This window comes from uncultured Piscinibacter sp. (assembly GCF_937952055.1).
Classification (GTDB): domain Bacteria; phylum Pseudomonadota; class Gammaproteobacteria; order Burkholderiales; family Burkholderiaceae_C; genus Piscinibacter.
This window is the reverse complement of sequence record NZ_CALFYO010000033.1, coordinates 206,364-224,864: the sequence shown is the minus strand read 5'-3', so window position 1 is coordinate 224,864 and position 18,501 is coordinate 206,364. Positions and strand designations below refer to the sequence as shown.

Annotated in this window: 21 protein-coding genes and 1 tRNA gene; 15 read left to right on the top strand and 7 right to left on the bottom strand. The window is 66.3% G+C overall.

All coding sequences use genetic code 11. The features are described 5' to 3' along the window. Positions 1–70 precede the first annotated feature (70 nt). The 5 genes from prfA (at position 71) to Q0599_RS25065 (ending at position 3,709) form a co-directional block, all read left to right on the top strand. Positions 71–1,153, top strand: coding sequence for a peptide chain release factor 1 (gene prfA, locus Q0599_RS25085; RefSeq protein WP_298835463.1), 1,083 nt, complete (start codon positions 71–73; stop codon positions 1,151–1,153). Continuing rightward, complete coding sequence (gene prmC / locus Q0599_RS25080) at positions 1,150–2,013, top strand: peptide chain release factor N(5)-glutamine methyltransferase (RefSeq protein ID WP_298835461.1); 864 nt, start codon at positions 1,150–1,152, stop codon at positions 2,011–2,013. Before prfA ends, prmC begins: the two co-directional genes overlap by 4 nt. 316 nt (positions 2,014–2,329) lie before the next feature. Then, positions 2,330–2,722 (top strand): hypothetical protein, encoded by a 393-nt coding sequence (locus Q0599_RS25075; protein ID WP_298835459.1) that lies wholly within the window; start codon positions 2,330–2,332, stop codon positions 2,720–2,722. Positions 2,723–2,822: 100 nt separating this feature from the next. Continuing rightward, positions 2,823–3,134, top strand: a complete 312-nt coding sequence (grxD, locus tag Q0599_RS25070; protein WP_298835457.1) for a Grx4 family monothiol glutaredoxin — start codon at positions 2,823–2,825, stop codon at positions 3,132–3,134. Beyond that, entirely contained in the window at positions 3,131–3,709 is a 579-nt protein-coding gene (locus Q0599_RS25065) for a UbiX family flavin prenyltransferase (protein ID WP_298835455.1), read from the top strand. The genes grxD and Q0599_RS25065 overlap by 4 nt, the downstream gene beginning before the upstream one ends. Position 3,710: 1 nt before the next feature. Here the strand turns inward: Q0599_RS25065 and Q0599_RS25060 are convergent, their stop codons facing one another. Then, positions 3,711–4,298, bottom strand: a complete 588-nt coding sequence (locus tag Q0599_RS25060) for a lytic transglycosylase domain-containing protein (protein ID WP_298835510.1) — start codon at positions 4,296–4,298, stop codon at positions 3,711–3,713. A 53-nt stretch (positions 4,299–4,351) separates the two neighbouring features. Continuing rightward, complete coding sequence (locus tag Q0599_RS25055) at positions 4,352–6,097, bottom strand: proline--tRNA ligase (protein ID WP_298835454.1); 1,746 nt, start codon at positions 6,095–6,097, stop codon at positions 4,352–4,354. A 97-nt stretch (positions 6,098–6,194) separates the two neighbouring features. On the opposite strand from Q0599_RS25055, the gene Q0599_RS25050 reads away from it, so the two are divergent. After that, positions 6,195–6,779, top strand: coding sequence for an RNA pyrophosphohydrolase (locus tag Q0599_RS25050; RefSeq protein WP_298835508.1), 585 nt, complete (start codon positions 6,195–6,197; stop codon positions 6,777–6,779). Positions 6,780–6,794: 15 nt separating this feature from the next. On the opposite strand, the gene proB is transcribed toward Q0599_RS25050, so the two are convergent. The 4 genes from proB to rplU form a co-directional block, all read right to left on the bottom strand. After that, positions 6,795–7,913: a glutamate 5-kinase gene (proB, locus tag Q0599_RS25045; RefSeq protein ID WP_298835452.1), complete on the bottom strand. Its 1,119-nt coding sequence runs from the start codon at positions 7,911–7,913 to the stop codon at positions 6,795–6,797. Beyond that, a complete protein-coding gene (gene cgtA, locus Q0599_RS25040) occupies positions 7,910–8,983 on the bottom strand; it encodes an Obg family GTPase CgtA (RefSeq protein ID WP_298835450.1) in 1,074 nt (357 codons plus the stop codon). The genes proB and cgtA overlap by 4 nt, the downstream gene beginning before the upstream one ends. A gap of 102 nt (positions 8,984–9,085) precedes the next feature. Continuing rightward, positions 9,086–9,343 carry a 50S ribosomal protein L27 gene (gene rpmA / locus Q0599_RS25035; RefSeq protein WP_298835448.1) on the bottom strand — a complete coding sequence of 86 codons (258 nt, stop codon included), beginning with the start codon at positions 9,341–9,343 and terminating at the stop codon, positions 9,086–9,088. A gap of 32 nt (positions 9,344–9,375) precedes the next feature. Further along, entirely contained in the window at positions 9,376–9,687 is a 312-nt protein-coding gene (rplU, locus tag Q0599_RS25030; RefSeq protein WP_298835446.1) for a 50S ribosomal protein L21, read from the bottom strand. A gap of 186 nt (positions 9,688–9,873) precedes the next feature. Here rplU and ispB point away from each other — a divergent pair, with 186 nt between their 5' ends. The 9 genes from ispB to Q0599_RS24985 all read left to right on the top strand — a co-directional run bounded on the left by ispB (position 9,874) and on the right by Q0599_RS24985 (position 17,400). Further along, positions 9,874–10,842, top strand: coding sequence for an octaprenyl diphosphate synthase (gene ispB, locus Q0599_RS25025; protein ID WP_298835506.1), 969 nt, complete (start codon positions 9,874–9,876; stop codon positions 10,840–10,842). A 42-nt stretch (positions 10,843–10,884) separates the two neighbouring features. Continuing rightward, positions 10,885–10,961: transfer RNA gene (locus Q0599_RS25020), tRNA-Pro, on the top strand. Between the two features lie 158 nt (positions 10,962–11,119). Further along, positions 11,120–12,835, top strand: a complete 1,716-nt coding sequence (pilB, locus tag Q0599_RS25015; protein ID WP_298835444.1) for a type IV-A pilus assembly ATPase PilB — start codon at positions 11,120–11,122, stop codon at positions 12,833–12,835. A gap of 42 nt (positions 12,836–12,877) precedes the next feature. Continuing rightward, the gene (locus Q0599_RS25010) at positions 12,878–14,098 is read left to right on the top strand and encodes a type II secretion system F family protein (protein WP_298835442.1); all 1,221 of its coding nucleotides are present in this window, start codon (positions 12,878–12,880) and stop codon (positions 14,096–14,098) included. Positions 14,099–14,108: 10 nt separating this feature from the next. After that, positions 14,109–14,960: an A24 family peptidase gene (locus Q0599_RS25005; RefSeq protein ID WP_298835440.1), complete on the top strand. Its 852-nt coding sequence runs from the start codon at positions 14,109–14,111 to the stop codon at positions 14,958–14,960. A gap of 13 nt (positions 14,961–14,973) precedes the next feature. Continuing rightward, positions 14,974–15,585 (top strand): dephospho-CoA kinase, encoded by a 612-nt coding sequence (coaE, locus tag Q0599_RS25000; RefSeq protein WP_298835438.1) that lies wholly within the window; start codon positions 14,974–14,976, stop codon positions 15,583–15,585. A gap of 50 nt (positions 15,586–15,635) precedes the next feature. Continuing rightward, the gene (gene zapD, locus Q0599_RS24995; RefSeq protein WP_298835437.1) at positions 15,636–16,391 is read left to right on the top strand and encodes a cell division protein ZapD; all 756 of its coding nucleotides are present in this window, start codon (positions 15,636–15,638) and stop codon (positions 16,389–16,391) included. Then, positions 16,388–16,597 (top strand): DNA gyrase inhibitor YacG, encoded by a 210-nt coding sequence (locus Q0599_RS24990; protein ID WP_298835435.1) that lies wholly within the window; start codon positions 16,388–16,390, stop codon positions 16,595–16,597. The genes zapD and Q0599_RS24990 overlap by 4 nt, the downstream gene beginning before the upstream one ends. 413 nt (positions 16,598–17,010) lie before the next feature. Further along, positions 17,011–17,400 (top strand): thioredoxin family protein, encoded by a 390-nt coding sequence (locus Q0599_RS24985; RefSeq protein WP_298835433.1) that lies wholly within the window; start codon positions 17,011–17,013, stop codon positions 17,398–17,400. A 393-nt stretch (positions 17,401–17,793) separates the two neighbouring features. On the opposite strand, the gene Q0599_RS24980 is transcribed toward Q0599_RS24985, so the two are convergent. Then, the gene (locus Q0599_RS24980) at positions 17,794–18,234 is read right to left on the bottom strand and encodes a CBS domain-containing protein (protein ID WP_298835431.1); all 441 of its coding nucleotides are present in this window, start codon (positions 18,232–18,234) and stop codon (positions 17,794–17,796) included. Positions 18,235–18,501: the final 267 nt, after the last annotated feature.

Below are 18,501 nucleotides of genomic sequence, written 5' to 3'. Positions count from 1 at the left end.
ACTGCCGGCGCCACGCCGGCTCATCCTGCCGGCGCCGCATGCGCCGCCCTCCCCGCCTCAGCCGTCGTCGATGAAAGAGTCCCTCCGCCAGCAGTTCGAACGCCTCGCGCTGCGCCTGCACGAGCTCGACACCACGCTGGCCGACCCCCACGTTGCCGCGGACATGAAGCGCTTCCGCGAACTGACCCGGGAGCATGCGGAGGCCTCGTCGTTGATCGAGCGCTTCCGCCACTACGAGCAGCGCGAGCGCGACCTCGCCACCGCGCAGGAACTGCTTGCCGACCCCGAGATGGCGGCGCTGGCCGCGGAGGAGATGGCTTCGGCGCGCGGCGACATCGAGCGGCTGCACGCCGAACTGCAGACCGCTCTGCTGCCGCGCGATCCGGACGACGCACGCAATGTCTTCGTCGAGATCCGCGCCGGCACCGGTGGCGACGAGTCCGCCCTGTTCGCCGGCGACCTCGCCCGCATGTACCTGCGCCATGCGGAGCGCCACGGCTGGCGCACCGAGCTGATGTCGGAGAACGCCAGCGAGCTCGGCGGCTACAAGGAGGTCGTGATTCGCATCGAGGGGGATGGCGTCTATGGACGGCTCAGGTTCGAGTCCGGCGGCCACCGCGTGCAGCGCGTGCCGGCCACCGAGGCGCAGGGACGCATCCACACCAGCGCCTGCACAGTGGCCGTGCTGCCCGAACCCGACGAAGCCGAGGAGATCACCTTGAATCCGGCGGACCTGCGCATCGACACCTTCCGGGCCAGTGGCGCCGGCGGACAGCACGTCAACAAGACCGACAGCGCGATCCGCATCACCCACCTGCCGACCGGCCTGGTGGCCGAGTGCCAGGATGACCGCTCGCAGCACCGCAACAAGGCCAAGGCGATGGCGGTGCTGCAGGCGAGGCTGCGTGACAAGGAGCGCAGCGAACGCGCCGCCAGGGAAGCCGCGACGCGCAAGGGCCTGATCGGCAGCGGCGACCGCAGCGACCGCATCCGGACCTACAACTTTCCGCAGGGCCGGCTCACCGACCACCGCATCAACCTGACGCTGTATCGGCTGCAGGCGATCGTTGACGGCGACCTCGACGAGGTCATCGATGCGCTCCAGGCCGCTCGCGCGGCAGAGCAGCTTGCCGCCCTGGAAGTCAGCCCGTGAGCACACTGCGCGACGTTCTGGCAGCGGCGCGGGCCCGAGGCCTCGAGCGGCTCGATGCCCAGCTGCTGCTCGCCCATGTGCTCGGCTGCAATCGCGCCTGGCTGCTTGCCCACGACGACCGGGACATCGCTAGCGAACAGGCAGCCCGCTTCGAGCAGTTGGTCGCACGCCGAGCGGCAGGCGAGCCGTTCGCCTACATCGTCGGCGGCAAGGAGTTCCACGGGCTGTCGCTGCAGGTCGACGAACGTGTGCTGGTGCCTCGGCCGGACACCGAGGTGCTGGCGGACTGGGCGATCGAGCTGCTGCGCGGAGAGCTGTCGGACACCGAGCGCCCCGAGGTCGTCGATCTGGGCACCGGCAGCGGAGCGATCGCGCTGGCGGTGAGCCGGGCCTGTCCGACGGCGCATGTGACGGCCACGGATGCCAGTCCCGAGGCGCTCGAGGTGGCGCGCGCGAACGCCGCCAGTCTGGGCCTGCCCATCGACACGGCGTGCGGCTCGTGGTGGGACGCGGTGCCCGGACTCCGGGTCCACCTGGCCCTGTCCAATCCGCCCTACATCGCTGCGGGCGACCCGCATCTCGCCGCGCTCCATGCTGAGCCACGCGCCGCACTGACACCCGGCGAGACCGGCCTCGAGTCGCTGCGCCAGATCGTCGCCGGTGCGGCCGCCCACCTGCAGCCCCGCGCCTGGTTGCTGCTGGAGCATGGCTTCGACCAGGCGGATGCCGTGCGATCGCTCCTCCACGTCCGAGGCTTCTCACGGGTCAACACCCGGCACGATCTGGCGGGTCGGGCGCGCTGCAGCGGTGGCTGCCTCGATCTGCCCGCCGCGGCGTGTCGGGGTGCAACATCGTCCTGAACGTGGTTTCTTGGCGGAAATAGCGACACCACCACGGGCGGGGGGGTCGCAGGGCACACAAGCCGCCGAGTCGGGCGTAGCATGAATCTCGGTTCACGGGGAGCTTGCCATGCAGACTACCAAGTGGGTACTCACTGCCGTTCTTGTGGCCGCGCTACCGCTCAGTGCACGGTCCGACCAAGGTGATGGACTGGTCCTGAGCGCAGACAGCCTGCCCTGGTCGCGCTGGCAGGCAAGGCTGGCCGTGAGTCAACCCGCGCCGCCGTGGCGCGCGGCTTTCGGCGACAACACCCAACAGGGACTGAAGCCTCGAAGCTTGAGCCTGATGGGCGACTATCTGTTCCGACGCTCACTGGCGGATGACGGGAGTGCCAGCGTGCTGCGTGCCACCAGCGGCCTCGTGGTGGGGCCGCGGTCGACTCTGTGGGCCGGACAGCCGGGCGGCGCCCTGGGGGCGCCGAGTCTCGCGTCGAGTCTGCTCGGCGACACGCGCGATGAACAATCGGCGCTGCCCTACCTGGGCATCGGCTACAGCGGGCTGGCGGGGCGCGGCGGCTGGAGCTTCAGCGCCGACTTCGGACTGATGGCGATCGGTGCAGGCAACTCCGTGCGGCTCGGCCGAGCGGGTGGCAGCCAAGGCCTCGACGACCTCGTTCGCGAGCTGCGTCTGACGCCTGTGCTGCAGGTCGGCGCCTCCTACGCCTTCTGAACCTCGCTGCGCCGCGGGGACTCTCGGGCCGGCCGTGGCCGCGGGGAGGGCGCATGCCGTATAACCTCGGGCTCTGTCCGAACACAGCCTGACCAAGACCATGAGCGACGTCCAGACCCGCATCGACCAGATCGTCAAGAACCACCATGTGGTGCTCTTCATGAAGGGCACCGCCCAGTTTCCGATGTGCGGCTTCTCCGGCCGCGCAGTGCAGATCCTGAAAGCCTGCGGCGTGCAGGACCTGAAGACCGTCAACGTCCTCGAGGACGACGAGGTTCGTCAGGGCATCAAGGAATACGCCAATTGGCCGACCATTCCGCAGCTCTACGTCAACGGCGAATTCGTCGGCGGCTCGGACATCATGATGGAAATGTACGAGTCGGGTGAGCTGCAGCCGCTGCTCAACGCATGACCACTGCCCGGCGCGTCGTCGTCGGCATCACCGGTGCGACGGGAGCCGTGTACGCCGTGCGCTTGCTGCGGCGGCTGCGTGAGACGCAGCGGGAGACCCATCTCGTCGCCAGTCCGGCGGGCGTGCTCAACGTCCACCACGAACTGGGCATCGATCGCCGCTCGCTCGAGTCGCTGGCCGACGTGGCCTATGCACCGGGCGATGTCGGCGCGGCCATTGCGAGCGGCTCCTTCGCGACCGACGCCATGGTCGTCGCCCCTTGCTCGATGAAGTCTCTCGCGGCCATCGCCCACGGACTGTCGGACAACCTGCTGACACGTGCAGCCGACGTCACGCTGAAGGAACGCCGCCGCCTCGTGCTGATGGTGCGCGAGACGCCGCTCAATCTGGCGCATCTGCGCAACATGAGCGCTGCCACCGAGATGGGCGCGGTGGTCTTCCCGCCGCTGCCGGCCTTCTACCACCGACCGCAGACGATCGACGAGCTGATCGATGAAACGGTGGAGCGCGTACTGACGCTGATCGGCGTGGGCCAGGCGGCGCCGAAGTCCTGGGCCGGCCTCTCCCCGGACTGACTTAACCGTCGGGGTGCAGCCAGGCCTTGCGCGCGCCGAGCACCGCCCTGGGATACTCGGCCCGGCCGCGACTGCCGTTGTAGCGGCCCAGGGCCATGAACAGGTCGCCCCGCTCGACATCGAGGTAGTGCCGCAGGATCACGCAGCCGAAGCGAAGGTTGGTCTGCATGTGGAAGAGGCGGGAAGGATCGCCGTCACCGATCAAGCGCGCCCAGAACGGCATCACCTGCATGTAGCCGCGGGCACCGGCCGAGCTGATGGCGTACTTGCGAAAGCCGCTCTCCACCTGCACGAGGCCGAGCACCAGCGCCGGCTCGAGGCCAGCACGCTTGCTCTCGTACCAAGTGGCCTCGAGAAACTCGACACGCGTGATGTGCTCTGCCTTGCGCCGCTGCAGCCGCGTGCTCATCGCCCCCAGCCAGCGCAGGTAGGCGAGGCGCGCCTCCGTGCTGTCGAACGACGGCTTCGGCGGCGCACTGTTGCCGATCGCGGCGGAGAGCGCTCCGCGCACCGAGTCGGCCAGCGGCTCCTCGACCTGCGCTCCGGCTTGGGCATGCCGAGACACGAGGGCGGACGCCGGCGCCAACATCGCGGCGAGCAACAGCCGGCGCCGCGCGCTCCCGGCGGGGGAGCGCATGCCAGTCATCGGTTCAGCACCCCCTTCAGGTGGGCGAGCACGTCGCTCACCGCCAGGGCTTCGGCCTGCGTGTCGCGGCGCCCCTGGTACTCGACCTTGCCATCCTTCAGGCCGCGATCCGAGATGACGACGCGATGCGGGATGCCGACCAGTTCCCAGTCGGCGAACATCGCGCCGGGCCGCTCGCCGCGATCGTCGAGCATCGCGTCGACACCGAGATCATCGAGTTCGGCATGCAGTCGATCGGCCGCCGCCCGCACGTCGGCGCTGCGGTCGTAGCCGATCGGGCAGATCACCACGGTGAACGGCGCCATGGCGTCCGGCCAGACGATGCCACGCTCGTCGTGGCCCTGCTCGATCGCCGCGCCGAGGATGCGCGTCACGCCGATGCCGTAGCAGCCCATCTGCATCAGCTGCGGCTTGCCGTTCTCGTCCAGGTAAGTCGCGTTCATCGCCAGGCTGTACTTCGTGCCGAGGAAGAATACGTGGCCGACCTCGATGCCGCGCTGGATGGCCAGCGTGCCCTTGCCATCGGGCGAAGGCTCACCCTCGACGACGTTGCGAATGTCGGCCACGACATCGGGTTCGGGCAGGTCGCGGCCCCAGTTCACGCCCGTGTAATGGTAGTCGGCAGCATTGGCGCCGCAGACGAAGTCGCTCATCGCCGCGACGGTGCGATCGGCCACCACCTTCACCGGTAACACCGTGCCGATCGGCCCCAGGTAGCCCGGTTTGCAGCCGAAGTGGCTCTCGATTTCTGCCGCAGTGGCGAAGCGAAAGCCATGGTTCAGGCCGTGCAGCTTGCCGACCTTCACCTCGTTGAGCTGGTGGTCGCCGCGCACGAGCAGCAGCCAGACGGTCGTTCGCACCACGTCGCCGGCAGCGCTGTGCTCGTCGGTGGCAAGCACCAGCGACTTCACCGTGTGTTGCAGCGGCAGTCCGAGCAGCGTCGCGACATCTTCGCAGGTGGCTTTGCCCGGCGTCGGCGTCTTGCGCAGCGGCTGTGACGCAGCGCCACGCGGCGACTTGGGCGCAAGGGCCTCGGCCAGTTCGATGTTGGCGGCGTAGTCGGAGTCGGGGCAGTAGACGATCGCGTCCTCGCCGGTCTCGGCGATGACCTGGAACTCGTGCGAGCGATCGCCGCCGATCGCACCCGTGTCGGCGGCGACGGCGCGGAAGGTCAGGCCGAGCCGCTCGAAGATGCGCACGTAGGCGGCATACATCTGCTCGTAGCTGCGCCCTGCCGATTCGACGTCGCGGTCGAACGAGTACGCATCCTTCATCGTGAACTCGCGCCCTCGCATCACGCCGAATCGAGGGCGCCGCTCATCGCGGAACTTCGTCTGGATGTGATAGAAGTTCTTCGGCAGCGAGCGGTAACTGCGCAGCTCCTGGCGCGCGATGTCGGTGATCACCTCTTCCGAGGTCGGCTGGATGATGAAGTCGCGCTCGTGACGGTCCTTCACGCGCAGCAACTCCGGGCCCATCTTCTCGAAGCGGCCCGTCTCTTGCCACAGTTCGGCCGGCTGCACCACCGGCATCAGCAGCTCGACGGCCCCGGCGCGATTCATCTCCTCGCGAATGATCTGCTCGACCTTGCGGATCACGCGCAGCCCCATGGGCATGTAGCTGTAGATGCCCGCACCGAGGCGTTTGATCATGCCGGCACGCATCATCAGCTTGTGGCTCATGACCTCGGCATCCGCCGGCGCTTCCTTCAGGGTGGAGACGAAGAACTGGGTGGCTTTCATGGAGGAGACATCGGGCGGGGATGCGGGAAACCCAAGGGGTTGAATCCCGTCATGCCGATGCAATAATGATTTGAACTAGCAGAATTCGGGGTTGATTATGCTCGACCGTGAGGGGTTCAGACCCAACGTCGGCATCATCCTGCTCAACCACAAGAACCAGGTTTTCTGGGGCAAGCGCATACGGACCCACTCCTGGCAGTTCCCGCAAGGGGGCATCAAGCACGGCGAGACGCCTGAGCAGGCGATGTACCGCGAGCTCCACGAGGAAGTGGGGCTGAGGCCGGAGCATGTACGCATCGTGGCGCGCACGCGCGACTGGTTGCGCTATGAAGTCCCCGAGCACTACATCCGCCGGGATGCGCGGGGTCACTATCGCGGCCAGAAGCAGATCTGGTTCCTGCTCCAGCTCACCGGCCGCGACAGCGACATGAATCTGCGCGCCAGCGACCACCCGGAGTTCGATGCCTGGCGCTGGAACGAATACTGGGTGCCGCTCGAGGTGGTCATCGACTTCAAGCGCGATGTCTATCAGATGGCCTTGACCGAACTCGCGCGCTTCCTGCCGCGCGCCCATCACCACAACCGCTACCTGCGCTCGGGACTGCGCCCGCATCACCGCGCCGAGGAGCACGGTCACGCGGACGAAGGCGACGCCCTACCGCCCGCGACCGAGGGCGGTTGAACACGGCACCTGCGTTCAGACGAGCACGAGGTTGTCGCGGTGGATCATCTCCGGCTCGGCGCTGTAGCCGAGCAGACGCTCGAAGTCGGTCGACGGCCGCCGAGAGATGAGGCGCGCTTCGGCGCTGCTGTAGTTGGCCAGGCCGCGGGCAATCTCCGCGCCTTCGGGCCCGCGCACCGCGATGACGTCGCCGCGATGGAACTCTCCGTGCACGTCGACCACGCCGATCGGCAGCAGGCTCTTGCCTTCTTCGCAGACCTTCTTTGCTGCACCCGCATCGACCACCACGGCGCCACGCAGTTGCAGATGGTCGGCCATCCATTGCTTGCGTGCCGCCTGCTTCGGCGTCGCCGCGATCAGTGCCGTGCCGATCGATTCACCATGCGCCAGTCGGATCAGCACATCGGGTTCACGCCCCCAGGCGATCACCGTGCTCGCGCCGCTGCCAGCGGCGCGCTTGGCCGCGAGAATCTTGGTGAGCATGCCGCCGCGGCCGAGGCTGGAGCCCGCCCCACCCGCCATGCGCTCGAGCTCGGGATCACCGGCCCTCGCCTCGTGCACGAGAGTTGCCGCCAGATCCTTGCGCGGATCGGCGGTGTACAGACCCTTCTGATCGGTAAGGATGACGAGCGCGTCGGCGTCGATCAGGTTGGCCACCAGGGCGCCGAGCGTGTCGTTGTCGCCGAATTTGATCTCGTCGTTGACGACGGTGTCGTTCTCGTTGATGACCGGCAGCACGCCCAGGCCGAGCAATGTGAGCAAGGTCGAGCGCGCGTTGAGATAGCGCTCGCGGTCGGCGAGATCGGCATGCGTGAGCAGCACCTGGGCACTGCCCATGCCTTGTTCCCGCAGTTTCGACTCGTAGATCTGCGCCAACCCCATCTGCCCGACGGCGGCGGCGGCCTGGAGTTCGTGCACCTCCTTCGGCCGCGTGACCCAACCGAGACGCTTCATGCCCTCGGCGATGGCGCCGCTGGACACCATCACCAGCTCACGGCCCTCGCGCGCCAGTGCAGCCATCTGTCGGCACCAGTGGCCGATCGCCCGCGCGTCGACACCACGGCCCTCGTCGGTGACAAGGCTGGAGCCGACCTTGACGACGATGCGTCGCGCGAGTGTCAGTGCCTGGCTCACGGTGCGCGGCCGTCATCGACGGCGTCGAAGCGGGGATCCGGATCCTCGGGGGTCACATTGCGCAACTTGGCCACATGCTCGTACACCGCGCGCACCAGCGGCTCGCAACCGCCGCGCGTGAGGGCAGAGATCTGGAACACCGGCCCTTTCCAGCGGAAGCGGCGCACGAACTCGCCTACGCGGCGCTCGCGCTCCTCTTCGGGGATCATGTCGAGTTTGTTGAGCACCAGCCAGCGCGGCTTGGCGTGCAGTGCGGGATCGTACTTCTTGAGTTCGGCCACGATCGCGCGGGCCTGCACCACCGGATCGACCGTGTCGTCGAACGGCGCGAGGTCCACCACATGCAACAGCAGATGCGTGCGCTGCAGGTGACGCAGGAAGAGGTGCCCCAGCCCGGCGCCCTCGGCGGCGCCCTCGATCAGGCCCGGCACGTCCGCGACCACGAAGCTCTGCTCCGGTCCGACACGGACCACACCGAGATTCGGGTGCAACGTCGTGAAAGGGTAGTCGGCGATCTTCGGCTTGGCGTTCGAGATGGCAGCGATCAAGGTCGACTTACCGGCGTTCGGCATGCCCAGCAGTCCGACGTCTGCGAGCACGCGCAGTTCGAGCCGCAGCTTGCGGTGCTCGCCAGGCCAGCCGGGGGTCTTCTGTCGCGGCGCCCGGTTGGTGCTGCTCTTGAAGTGTAAGTTGCCGAAGCCCCCGTCGCCGCCCTTGGCAAGCAACACCTTCTCGCCCGGCACCAGGAGTTCCGCGATCACATCGCCCGTGTCCAGGTCGGTGATGATGGTACCCATCGGCATGCGCAACACGATGTCGTCGGCAGCCGCACCGTATTGGTCGGAGCCGCGGCCGCTCTCGCCGTTGCGTGCCTCGTGGCGCCTCGCGTAGCGGAAGTCGATCAGCGTGTTGAGGTTGCGGTCGCCCACGGCGAACACGCTGCCACCGCGACCGCCGTCCCCGCCGTCCGGTCCGCCGAAGGGAATGAACTTCTCGCGGCGGAAGCTGGCGCAGCCATTGCCGCCATTGCCGGCAACGACCTCAATGGTGGCTTCGTCGACGAACTTCATGCTGGCGTCTGCACGTTGAAGGGATGGTAGTGCAGTCCCGCAAACAACGAAGCCCCGGATGGCCGGGGCTTCGTGTTGCAGGCCGCGGGTACGACCGGCTGGTCAGGCCCCTTCAACGCTGACCGTGTGGCGGTTCAGCGGGCCCTTGACAGCAAACTTGACTTCGCCGTCAACCAGCGCGAACAACGTATGGTCCTTGCCGACGCCGACGTTCGTGCCGGCATGGAACTTGGTGCCGCGCTGGCGCACGATGATCGAGCCGGCCGGAACCTTCTGCCCGCCGAAGACCTTGACGCCGAGCATCTTCGGCTTCGAGTCACGGCCGTTTCGGGTCGAGCCGCCGCCCTTTTTCTGTGCCATGTTCTGACTCCTTGGTGTGTGTCGCTACCCGATCAGGCGTTGACGGCGCCGATCTGCAACTCCGTGAACGCCTGGCGGTGCCCGCCATGCTTCTGATAGTGCTTGCGGCGACGCATCTTGAAAATGCGCACCTTGTCGTGCTTGCCGTGCGCCACGACCGTGGCCCTCACGCTGGCACCCGCCACCAAGGGAGTCCCGACCTTCAGATCGGCGCCGTTTCCAACTGCCAACACCTGGTCGATCGTGATCTCTTGGCCAACGTCCGCAGCAATCTGTTCTACCTTGATCTTTTCGCCAGCAGCAACTCGGTATTGCTTGCCGCCGGTTTTTATGACCGCGTACATATCAGCCCTTTCTCGTGTTCGCTCCGGCGTTGAGCTGCCAGAGCCCCTCCGCAGCGCGAAGAGCCTTTCAGTATAGCATCAACGCTCCCTTCAGTCTCCGGCCATGCGTTGGCACGCCGGCCCGGCTTTCTATAATTCGCCGACCAATCCGAGCGCGACGTGCAGACTTCCACCACGACCTCCACGATCACGCCGACGGGCGCCGCCAGTCTGGTTGCAACCGACATGCGGGAGGTCGACGCCGTGATCCGGCGCCGGCTCGCTTCGGACGTGGCGCTGGTCAATCAGATTTCCGAGTACATCATCGGTGCTGGCGGCAAGCGCGTACGGCCGATGCTGGTGATCCTGTTTTCGAGGGCGTTGGGATTCAACGGGTCGGAGCAGCACGAGCTGGCGGCGACCGTCGAATTCATCCACACCGCCACACTGCTGCACGACGACGTCGTGGACGAATCGGCCCTGCGGCGGGGGCGTCAGACTGCAAATGCCCTGTTCGGCAACGCAGCCAGCGTGCTGGTGGGCGACTTCGTCTACTCGCGCGCCTTCCAGATGATGGTGTCGGTCAATCGCATGCGTGTGCTGGAGGTCCTGGCCGATGCAACCAACGTCATCGCGGAGGGCGAGGTGCTCCAACTGATGAACATGCATGACCCGGACATCGCGGTCTCCGAGTACCTGCGAGTCATCCGTTTCAAGACAGCCAAGCTGTTCGAGGCCAGCGCGCGGCTTGGCGCCGTGCTCGCCGAAGCGCCGCGCGAGGTCGAAGAGGCCTGCGCATCGTTCGGCCGCTCCCTGGGTACAGCATTCCAGCTGGTCGATGACCTGCTCGACTACGAGGGCAGCACGGCTCAACTGGGCAAGAACGTCGGTGACGACCTGCGCGAGGGCAAGCCGACACTGCCTCTGCTGCTGGCCATGGAGCGAGGCACGGAGGAAGAGCGCCAGCTGATTCGCCATGCCATCGAGCACGGCGAAGTGGCGCGGCTGGCCGACATCGTGGACATCGTGAGTCGCACCGGCGCCATCGACGCGACCCGGGCTGCCGCGCGCGCGGAGGCGACCCAGGCCGCCGCACAACTGTCGCGGTTGCCCGCGTCGGAGTACCGTGAAGCTCTGCTAGAATTCTGTGCTCGGTCGGTGGAGCGTTCGTCGTAGAGCGTTGACCACGGCGGTGTTCTCGACCACTGCGACCGGAATCGGGGTGTAGCTTAGCCTGGTAGAGCGCTACGTTCGGGACGTAGAGGCCGGAGGTTCGAATCCTCTCACCCCGACCATCGACATCGCGCCGCTTCTGCGTGCTTCAATTTGTTGCACCTTCCGCGTCTCGCTGGCGGGAATTGTTGGCTACGGCGCCCGCTTCTCTCGTTTACAGTGCCCAGCGGATCAGCGATCATGATCCGCTACCACTCACTTTCGCGGCGACCCCTCCAACGTGGACACATTGGCAGAAGCCCCCCAGTCGGCCCTCTCCGGCGTGGCCCGGGTGCTGGTGCATGCCGGCCGGCTGAATGCCAAGACCGCGGAAGAGCTCGTCAAGAGCGCCAGGGAGAAGAAGTCCAGTTTCATCTCCTCGGTGATTGCGTCCGGCGCCGTGGCACCCTCCGATCTGGCGCACACGCTCTCCTCGGCGCTGGCGCTTCCGCTGCTCGACCTGGCCGCCATCGACCTGCAAAAGCTGCCGAAGAACGTCGTCGACGCCAAGCTCGCACTCCAGTATCAGGTGGTGGTGCTCGGCAAGCGCGGCAATCGCCTGTTCATTGGCGGTGCAGATCCGACCGACCAGGAGGCGGTCGAGCGCATCAAGTTCGCGACGCAACTCTCGCCGGAATGGGTCATCGTCGAGCACGACAAACTGGCCAAGCTCCTCGAGGCCACCGGCGCGTCGGCCAACGAGGCGCTGGAATCTCTGTCTTCCGGCGATTTCGAGTTTGATGTCACCGACGACGTCACGGCACCGCAGGAGGCTGAGGCCTCGACCGACGTCGAGGATGCGCCCGTCGTACGTTTCCTGCAGAAGATGCTGATCGACGCGATCAACGCGCGCGCTTCCGACCTGCACTTCGAACCGTACGAATATCACTACCGCGTCCGCTTCCGCATTGACGGCGAACTGCGCGAGATCACCCAGCCGCCGATCGCGATCAAGGACAAGCTGGCGTCGCGCATCAAGGTCATCTCTCGACTGGACATCGCCGAGAAGCGCGTCCCGCAGGATGGACGCATGAAGCTGAAGTTCGGCAACAAGGCGATCGACTTCCGCGTCAGCACGCTGCCCACGCTGTTCGGCGAGAAGATCGTGATCCGCATCCTCGACCCGTCGAGCGCGAAGCTTGGCATCGAGGCTCTGGGCTACGAGAAGATCGAAAAAGATCGCCTGCTCAAGGCCATCGCTCGCCCCTATGGCATGGTGCTCGTCACCGGCCCGACCGGTTCGGGCAAGACGGTATCCCTGTACACCTGCCTGAACATCCTCAACCAGCCGGGCGTCAACATCGCGACGGTCGAGGATCCGGCGGAAATCAACCTGCCCGGAATCAATCAGGTCAACGTCAACGACAAGGCCGGGCTGAATTTCGCCGTCGCGCTGAAGTCATTCTTGCGACAGGATCCGGACATCATCATGGTCGGCGAGATCCGCGACCTGGAGACCGCAGACATTGCCATCAAGGCGGCGCAAACGGGCCACATGGTGATGTCGACACTGCACACGAACGATGCGCCGACAACGCTGACGCGTTTGCTCAACATGGGTGTGGCGCCCTTCAACATCGCCTCGGCGGTGCTGCTCATCACCGCACAGCGTCTGGCCAGAAAACTCTGCGAGAACTGCAAGTCACCTGCCGACTATCCGCGCGAGGCGATGCTCAAGGCGGGCTTCCAGGAGATCGACCTCGACGGCAGCTGGAGGCCGTATCGCGCGGTCGGCTGCTCGGCTTGCACGAATGGCTACAAGGGCCGTGTCGGCATCTATCAGGTGATGCCGATCTCCGAAGAGATTCAGCGGCTGATCCTGGCGGAGGGCACGGCCATGGATCTGGCGGCGCAAGCGCAGCGCGAGGGTGTGCGCGATCTTCGCCAGTCAGGCCTCATCAAGGTCCGGGCAGGCGTGACGACGCTCGAAGAAGTGATCTCGGTGACCAACGAGTAAGGTGTCAATCGAAGGGCGGGGGGGGGACCTCTCGGAACGACTATGGCCACTGCGGTAGCGGCAAAGAACATCAAGGACCTCGTCTTCGAGTGGGAAGGCAAGGACAAGAACGGAAAGATCGTGCGCGGCGAGATGCGCGCCGGCGGCGAAGCCATGGTGAGTGCGAGCCTGCGCCGCCAGGGCATCCTCACCACGAAGGTCAAGAAGCGCCGCCTCAGCGGCGGCCGCGCGATCAAGCAGAAGGACATCGCCGTCTTCACGCGCCAGCTGGCGACGATGATGAAGGCCGGCGTACCCCTGATCCAGTCCTTCGACATCGTTGCGCGCGGCAGCTCCAATCCGAAGCTCACCCGACTGCTCACCGAAATCCGCTCCGACGTCGAGACCGGCACCAGCCTTTCGTCCGCTTTCCGCAAGCATCCGCTGCATTTCGATGCGCTGTACTGCAACCTCGTCGAGGCGGGCGAGGCAGGCGGCATCCTCGAAGCGCTGCTGGATCGCCTGGCGATCTACCAGGAAAAGACGATGGCGCTGAAGAACAAGATCAAGTCGGCGCTGATCTATCCGGTGGCGGTGCTGGTGGTGGCATTCATCGTCGTGGCGATCATCATGATCTTCGTGATTCCCGCCTTCAAGGATGTGTTCACCTCCTTCGGTGCTGACCTGCCGGCCCCGACGCTGTTCGTGATGGCCGTCTCCGAGTACTTCGTCAAGTACTGGTATCTCATCTTCGGCGTCATTGGCGGCGGCATCTACTTCTTCATGGAGTCGTGGAAGCGTTCTCCGCGCATGCAGAAGGCGATGGACCGGCTGCTGCTGCGCGTGCCGGTATTCGGTGATCTGGTCAACAAGTCCTGCGTGGCGCGCTGGACGCGCACCTTGTCGACGATGTTCGCGGCTGGCGTACCGCTGGTCGAGGCCTTGGACTCCGTCGGTGGCGCGTCCGGGAATGCGGTGTTCCTGGAAGCGACGGAGCAGATCCAGAAGGACGTCTCCACGGGCTCCGCCTTGACCACCTCGATGCAGACCACCGGCGTGTTCCCGACCATGGTGATCCAGATGTGCGCGATCGGCGAGGAGTCGGGTGCACTCGACCAGATGTTGGGCAAGGCGGCCGAGTTCTACGAGGACGAGGTCGATGAGGCGGTCAAGGGCCTGTCCAGCCTGATGGAGCCGTTCATCATCGTGATCCTTGGCACGATCATCGGCGGCATCGTGGTCTCGATGTACCTGCCAATCTTCAAGCTGGGCCAGGTGGTCTGACGCGCGCCCGATGGACGCGCAAGTTCTGCAGGGGCTTCTCTCGCCCCCTGCCCTGGCACTGCTTGGCCTGTGCATCGGCAGCTTCCTCAATGTCGTCATCCACCGTGTGCCACTCATGCTCGAGCGCGAGTGGCGCGCCGAGAGTGCGGATCTGCTCGGCGTGACCATCGACGCACAGGAACCGCTCACGCTGTCGAAGCCGCGCTCGCGTTGCCCGTCGTGTGGGCACGCGATCAGGTGGCATGAGAACATCCCCGTGCTCGGCTACCTGCGGCTGCGTGGCAAGTGCTCATCCTGCAAGACCCCGATTTCGCCGCGCTACCCGCTGGTCGAGGTCTTCACCGCCGTGGTGTTCGCGCTGATCGGATGGCACGTTGGTGCGTCGCCGGTAGCATTGTTGTGGTGTGGCTTCGCGGCCGCGCTGATCGCTCTGGCCGGCATCGACTGGGACACGACCTTCCTGCCGGACAACCTGACCCTGCCGCTGTTGTGGGCCGGACTCGTCGCCAGTGCCGCCGGCTGGACCCTGCCCTTGTCCGACGCCGTGTGGGGAACGGTCGCCGGCTACCTGTCGCTCTGGTCCGTCTACTGGCTTTTCAAGCTGGCCACCGGCAAGGAAGGCATGGGCTTCGGCGACTTCAAGCTGCTGGGCGCGCTGGGCGCCTGGCTCGGATTGAAGATGATCCTGCCGATCGTGTTGCTTGCTTCGCTGATCGGCGCCCTGGTGGGTATCGCCATGAAGCTGGGAGGCGCTTTGCGCGAAGGGCAGTACGTGCCCTTCGGACCCTTCCTCGCCGGCGCCGGCCTGACGGTGATGCTGGCGGGGCCAACGCGCGTGCTGGGCTGGATCGGCTGGGCCTGAGCCCTCCACGGCCATGATGCATCGCCACCCACTGCGCATCGGCCTGACGGGCGGCATCGGCAGCGGCAAGAGCACGGTCGCACAGGAACTGGCTGCCCTCGGTGCCGCGATCGTCGACACCGACGCGATCGCTCGCGGCTTGACGCAGCCGGGCGGCGCGGCGCTCTCAAGCATCGCAGCGCAGTTCGGCGCCGAGTACATCGATGCGTCGGGCGCACTGGATCGTGCGCGCATGCGCAGTCACGCCTTTGCCGATCCCTCGGCGCGGCGGCGCCTGGAGGCCATTCTTCATCCGTTGATTCGTGTGGAGACCGCGCGCCGGGCCGATGCGGCAGGTACCCCAGTGATCGTGTTCGACGTGCCGCTTCTCGTCGAGTCCGGCCGCTGGCGCGAAGAGGTCGACAAGGTGCTCGTGATCGACTGCCGCGAGGCCGTCCAGGCGGAACGGGTGATGAGCCGTTCGGGCTGGACGCGCGAGGCCGTGGAAGCCGTGATAGCCCAGCAGGCTCCTCGCCGCGCACGGCGGGCCTGCGCCGATGCGGTGATCTTCAACGACGGGATCGCGCGCGCGGAACTGACGTGCGAGATTCGGGCTCTGTGGGATCTGTGGTGCGCAGGCCTGTGAAACAATGAACCGGCGGCAGGGTCTCGCCCCGCGGCTCGGAATCAGCGACCTTGATCCTCTACGAATACCCCTTCAACGAGAGCATCCGCACGATGCTGCGGCTCGAGCACCTGTTCGACCGGCTCGGGCAGTTGATCGAGCGCCAAGCTCCTGTCGATCATCACTTCGCGCTGGCAACGATCTTCGAGATCATGGATGTCGCCTCGCGCGCCGACCTCAAGTCCGATCTGCTCAAGGACCTGGAGCGCCAGAAGGTTCAGCTCAACGGCTATCGCGGGAATCCGTCGATCTCGGAGTCTGCACTCGAGCAGGTGCTCGCCCGAGTCGATCACGCCTTCCACGGCCTGAACCAGCTTCCGGGCAAGGCCGGTGCCGTGCTGACCGGCAACGAGTGGCTGATGAGCATCCGCAGCCGCATCAGCATTCCCGGCGGCACCTGCGAGTTCGACCTGCCGGCCTACTACGCGTGGCAGAAACAGGAAGCACAGCGTCGGCGCAACGACCTGTTGCACTGGGCGAGTTCGCTGATGCCCTTGGCGGAGGCTCTGTCGGTGCTGCTCGGACTGCTGCGCGACTCGGGCGTGCCTCACAAGGTGATGGCCGCGGGCGGACAGTTCCAGCAGAGTCTGCCGCAGGGCCGCAGCTACCACTTGCTGCGCATGCGTCTGCCCGAATCGCTGGAACTTGTGCCCGAGATCAGTGGGCATCGGCTGCTGGTGTCGATCCGCCTGATGCGCCAGGATGCCGAGGGCCGGCTCAAGCCGAGCAGCGAGGACACCAGCTTCGAGTTGACCCTCTGCGCATGACCACACCGACGACGCCCCGCACGGTGCGCTGCCCTGCATGTGGCGGGCCGAGCGAGTACGGCGCCGCCAACGCCTGGCGGCCTTTCTGCAGCGAGCGCTGCAAGAACCACGACTTCGGAGCCTGGGCCAGCGAAAGCTACCGCGTGAGCGAACCTGCCCGCTCCGTCGACGTCGATCCCGGCGCCGAGTCGACGCAGCGGCACTGATGCGGGCCTCGCGCCTGAAGCTCCTCCTCTGTGTCACCGCATGAACGATGATGTGCTTCGCAGTCATGACAGCAAGCCGCGCTGCCGTTGGTGCGCGAATGTCGTTCCATGCCTGCCCCGGGGAAGACCACGAGTGGAGCTTCCCCGTTGCCGACGACCCCCGGCTCTCTGAAAAGCCCGGGTGGCCGCCGCATCTCCACCGAGTGAAGGCGCGGGTCGGCTGGACCCTCGTCACCATGCCCACCGTGATCGGCGGCGCCTTGGGCATGCGGCCCCGCGCTCGACCACTGGGAAGCCGCCGCGGCAGTGGAGCTCTTCCACCCGGATCTTGCCCGGTGGAACTCTCGAGTCGTCGACTCGCTCCAGAGCGATTTCCTTCACCAACCGGAATCGGGCAGCCCCCGCAGCGCGTCATGGCTCGAAACATTCATGTGGCCTGTCTTTGCGCCGCCTGGTGCCGTCTGTGCGACGAGTACGCCGCCGTGTTGACTGCTTCGACGGAGGCATTCCGCACCCACGATGTGCCGCTGCAGGTGCACTGGATCGACATCGAGGACGACGCCGAGCTGGTGGGCAGCTTCGACGTCGAGACTTTCCCGACCATCGTCATCGTGGCGGACGGCCAGGTGCGCTTCGCCGGTCCAGTCCGGCCGCAGGCCGACACGCTGCTCCGGCTGTTGCGCGCCACCGTTCTCGACAACCATGCCGATGCGCCAGCGTCGGCCTTTCCCGCGGAGGTACTGGCCTTCGCGGACAGGCTCGGCCAAGGCACCGGCCATCGGCCGCCGATCGCGACCCGCTGACCGCGCCCCGGTCGGACGCCGCCGGCGCGAGAGCTTCCAGGTGTCGAGCCGCCCGAATCCGTCTGAAGCGGATGGCCCGAAGCAGCCATCCCGCCCCGACCGGTCTGAGGGTTCGCGTGATCCGGCGCCCGACGGCGGCCCACCAGCACCCGACTGTCACGCCGACGTGACCCGATACGGAGCTGTCGCCGGCGCCACCTGCAGCCGCTTCGGCATTCGTGCCTGGTCTCCATCCACGTGGGGCTCGGCCGGTAAGGTCCGGGTCTGGGCAGACGTCTCTTCGTCGACGGACCCGCTGACGTCGACGAATGCCGGGCACGATCACACCACACCGGCATCCGCCATCCGGCATCACGCGATGCAGGGGCTGCACACCGGGCTGAGACGACCGGTTCAGCCTCGATCGCCGGTGATGTAGCGCTCGAGCTGCTCGATGATGAATCGCTGTTCCGAGATGATGTCCTTGACCAGGTCGCCCATCGAAATGAGGCCCAGCAGCCTGTCGTCGTTCATGACCGGCAGATGTCGGACCTGCTTTTCGGTCATCAAGGCCATGCACTGCTCGGTCGTATGTTCGGGGCCCACGCACAACACGTCGGAAGTCATGATGTCGCGCACCGGCGTGTCCCTGGACGACCGGGCCATGAGTGCGATCTTGCGCGCGTAGTCGCGCTCGGTGATGAGGCCGACGACCTTCGCGCCTGCCATCACCACGAGCGCGCCGATGTTCTTGTCCGCCATGAGCTTGACCGCATCGAGGACCGAGACCTCGGGCGTGATCGTATGGACGGTCTGATTCGCCTTTGACTTGAGGATGTAGGCGGCTGTCTTCACGATGGACCTCCTTGGTGACCATGACCGGACGACTGCAGACTGCCCGCAGCCGCGACGCACCCTCGTGGCGCAAGGGCCAGAAAGCGCGGCGCCTGCATGCGAAGACTCCTACCGGCGTCGAGCTGCGGAGTTGAGGCGCATCAATCGTGTCGTGGGTTCCTCGCGCTCGTCTTCCCCTTCCCGGCAGGCACCGTTCGACCTGCAGGCCGACTCCGAATGCACATCGACATCGCCGACAAGTGAGTGAACCTTGCATGGACTCATCGG

Bases quoted from the DNA above. Each gene is read 5' to 3' on its own strand.
- prfA (WP_298835463.1), top strand. From the start codon at position 71: ATGAAAGAGTCCCTCCGCCAGCAGTTCGAACGCCTCGCGCTGCGCCTG.
- Q0599_RS25010 (WP_298835442.1), top strand. From the start codon at position 12,878: ATGGCCACTGCGGTAGCGGCAAAGAACATCAAGGACCTCGTCTTCGAG.
- rplU (WP_298835446.1), bottom strand. From the start codon at position 9,687: ATGTACGCGGTCATAAAAACCGGCGGCAAGCAATACCGAGTTGCTGCT.
- Q0599_RS25060 (WP_298835510.1), bottom strand. From the start codon at position 4,298: ATGTTGGCGCCGGCGTCCGCCCTCGTGTCTCGGCATGCCCAAGCCGGA.
- Q0599_RS25050 (WP_298835508.1), top strand. From the start codon at position 6,195: ATGCTCGACCGTGAGGGGTTCAGACCCAACGTCGGCATCATCCTGCTC.
- Q0599_RS24990 (WP_298835435.1), top strand. From the start codon at position 16,388: ATGACCACACCGACGACGCCCCGCACGGTGCGCTGCCCTGCATGTGGC.
- Q0599_RS24985 (WP_298835433.1), top strand. From the start codon at position 17,011: ATGGCTCGAAACATTCATGTGGCCTGTCTTTGCGCCGCCTGGTGCCGT.
- grxD (WP_298835457.1), top strand. From the start codon at position 2,823: ATGAGCGACGTCCAGACCCGCATCGACCAGATCGTCAAGAACCACCAT.
- Q0599_RS25055 (WP_298835454.1), bottom strand. From the start codon at position 6,097: ATGAAAGCCACCCAGTTCTTCGTCTCCACCCTGAAGGAAGCGCCGGCG.
- cgtA (WP_298835450.1), bottom strand. From the start codon at position 8,983: ATGAAGTTCGTCGACGAAGCCACCATTGAGGTCGTTGCCGGCAATGGC.
- coaE (WP_298835438.1), top strand. From the start codon at position 14,974: ATGATGCATCGCCACCCACTGCGCATCGGCCTGACGGGCGGCATCGGC.
- Q0599_RS25065 (WP_298835455.1), top strand. From the start codon at position 3,131: ATGACCACTGCCCGGCGCGTCGTCGTCGGCATCACCGGTGCGACGGGA.
- rpmA (WP_298835448.1), bottom strand. From the start codon at position 9,343: ATGGCACAGAAAAAGGGCGGCGGCTCGACCCGAAACGGCCGTGACTCG.
- Q0599_RS25005 (WP_298835440.1), top strand. From the start codon at position 14,109: ATGGACGCGCAAGTTCTGCAGGGGCTTCTCTCGCCCCCTGCCCTGGCA.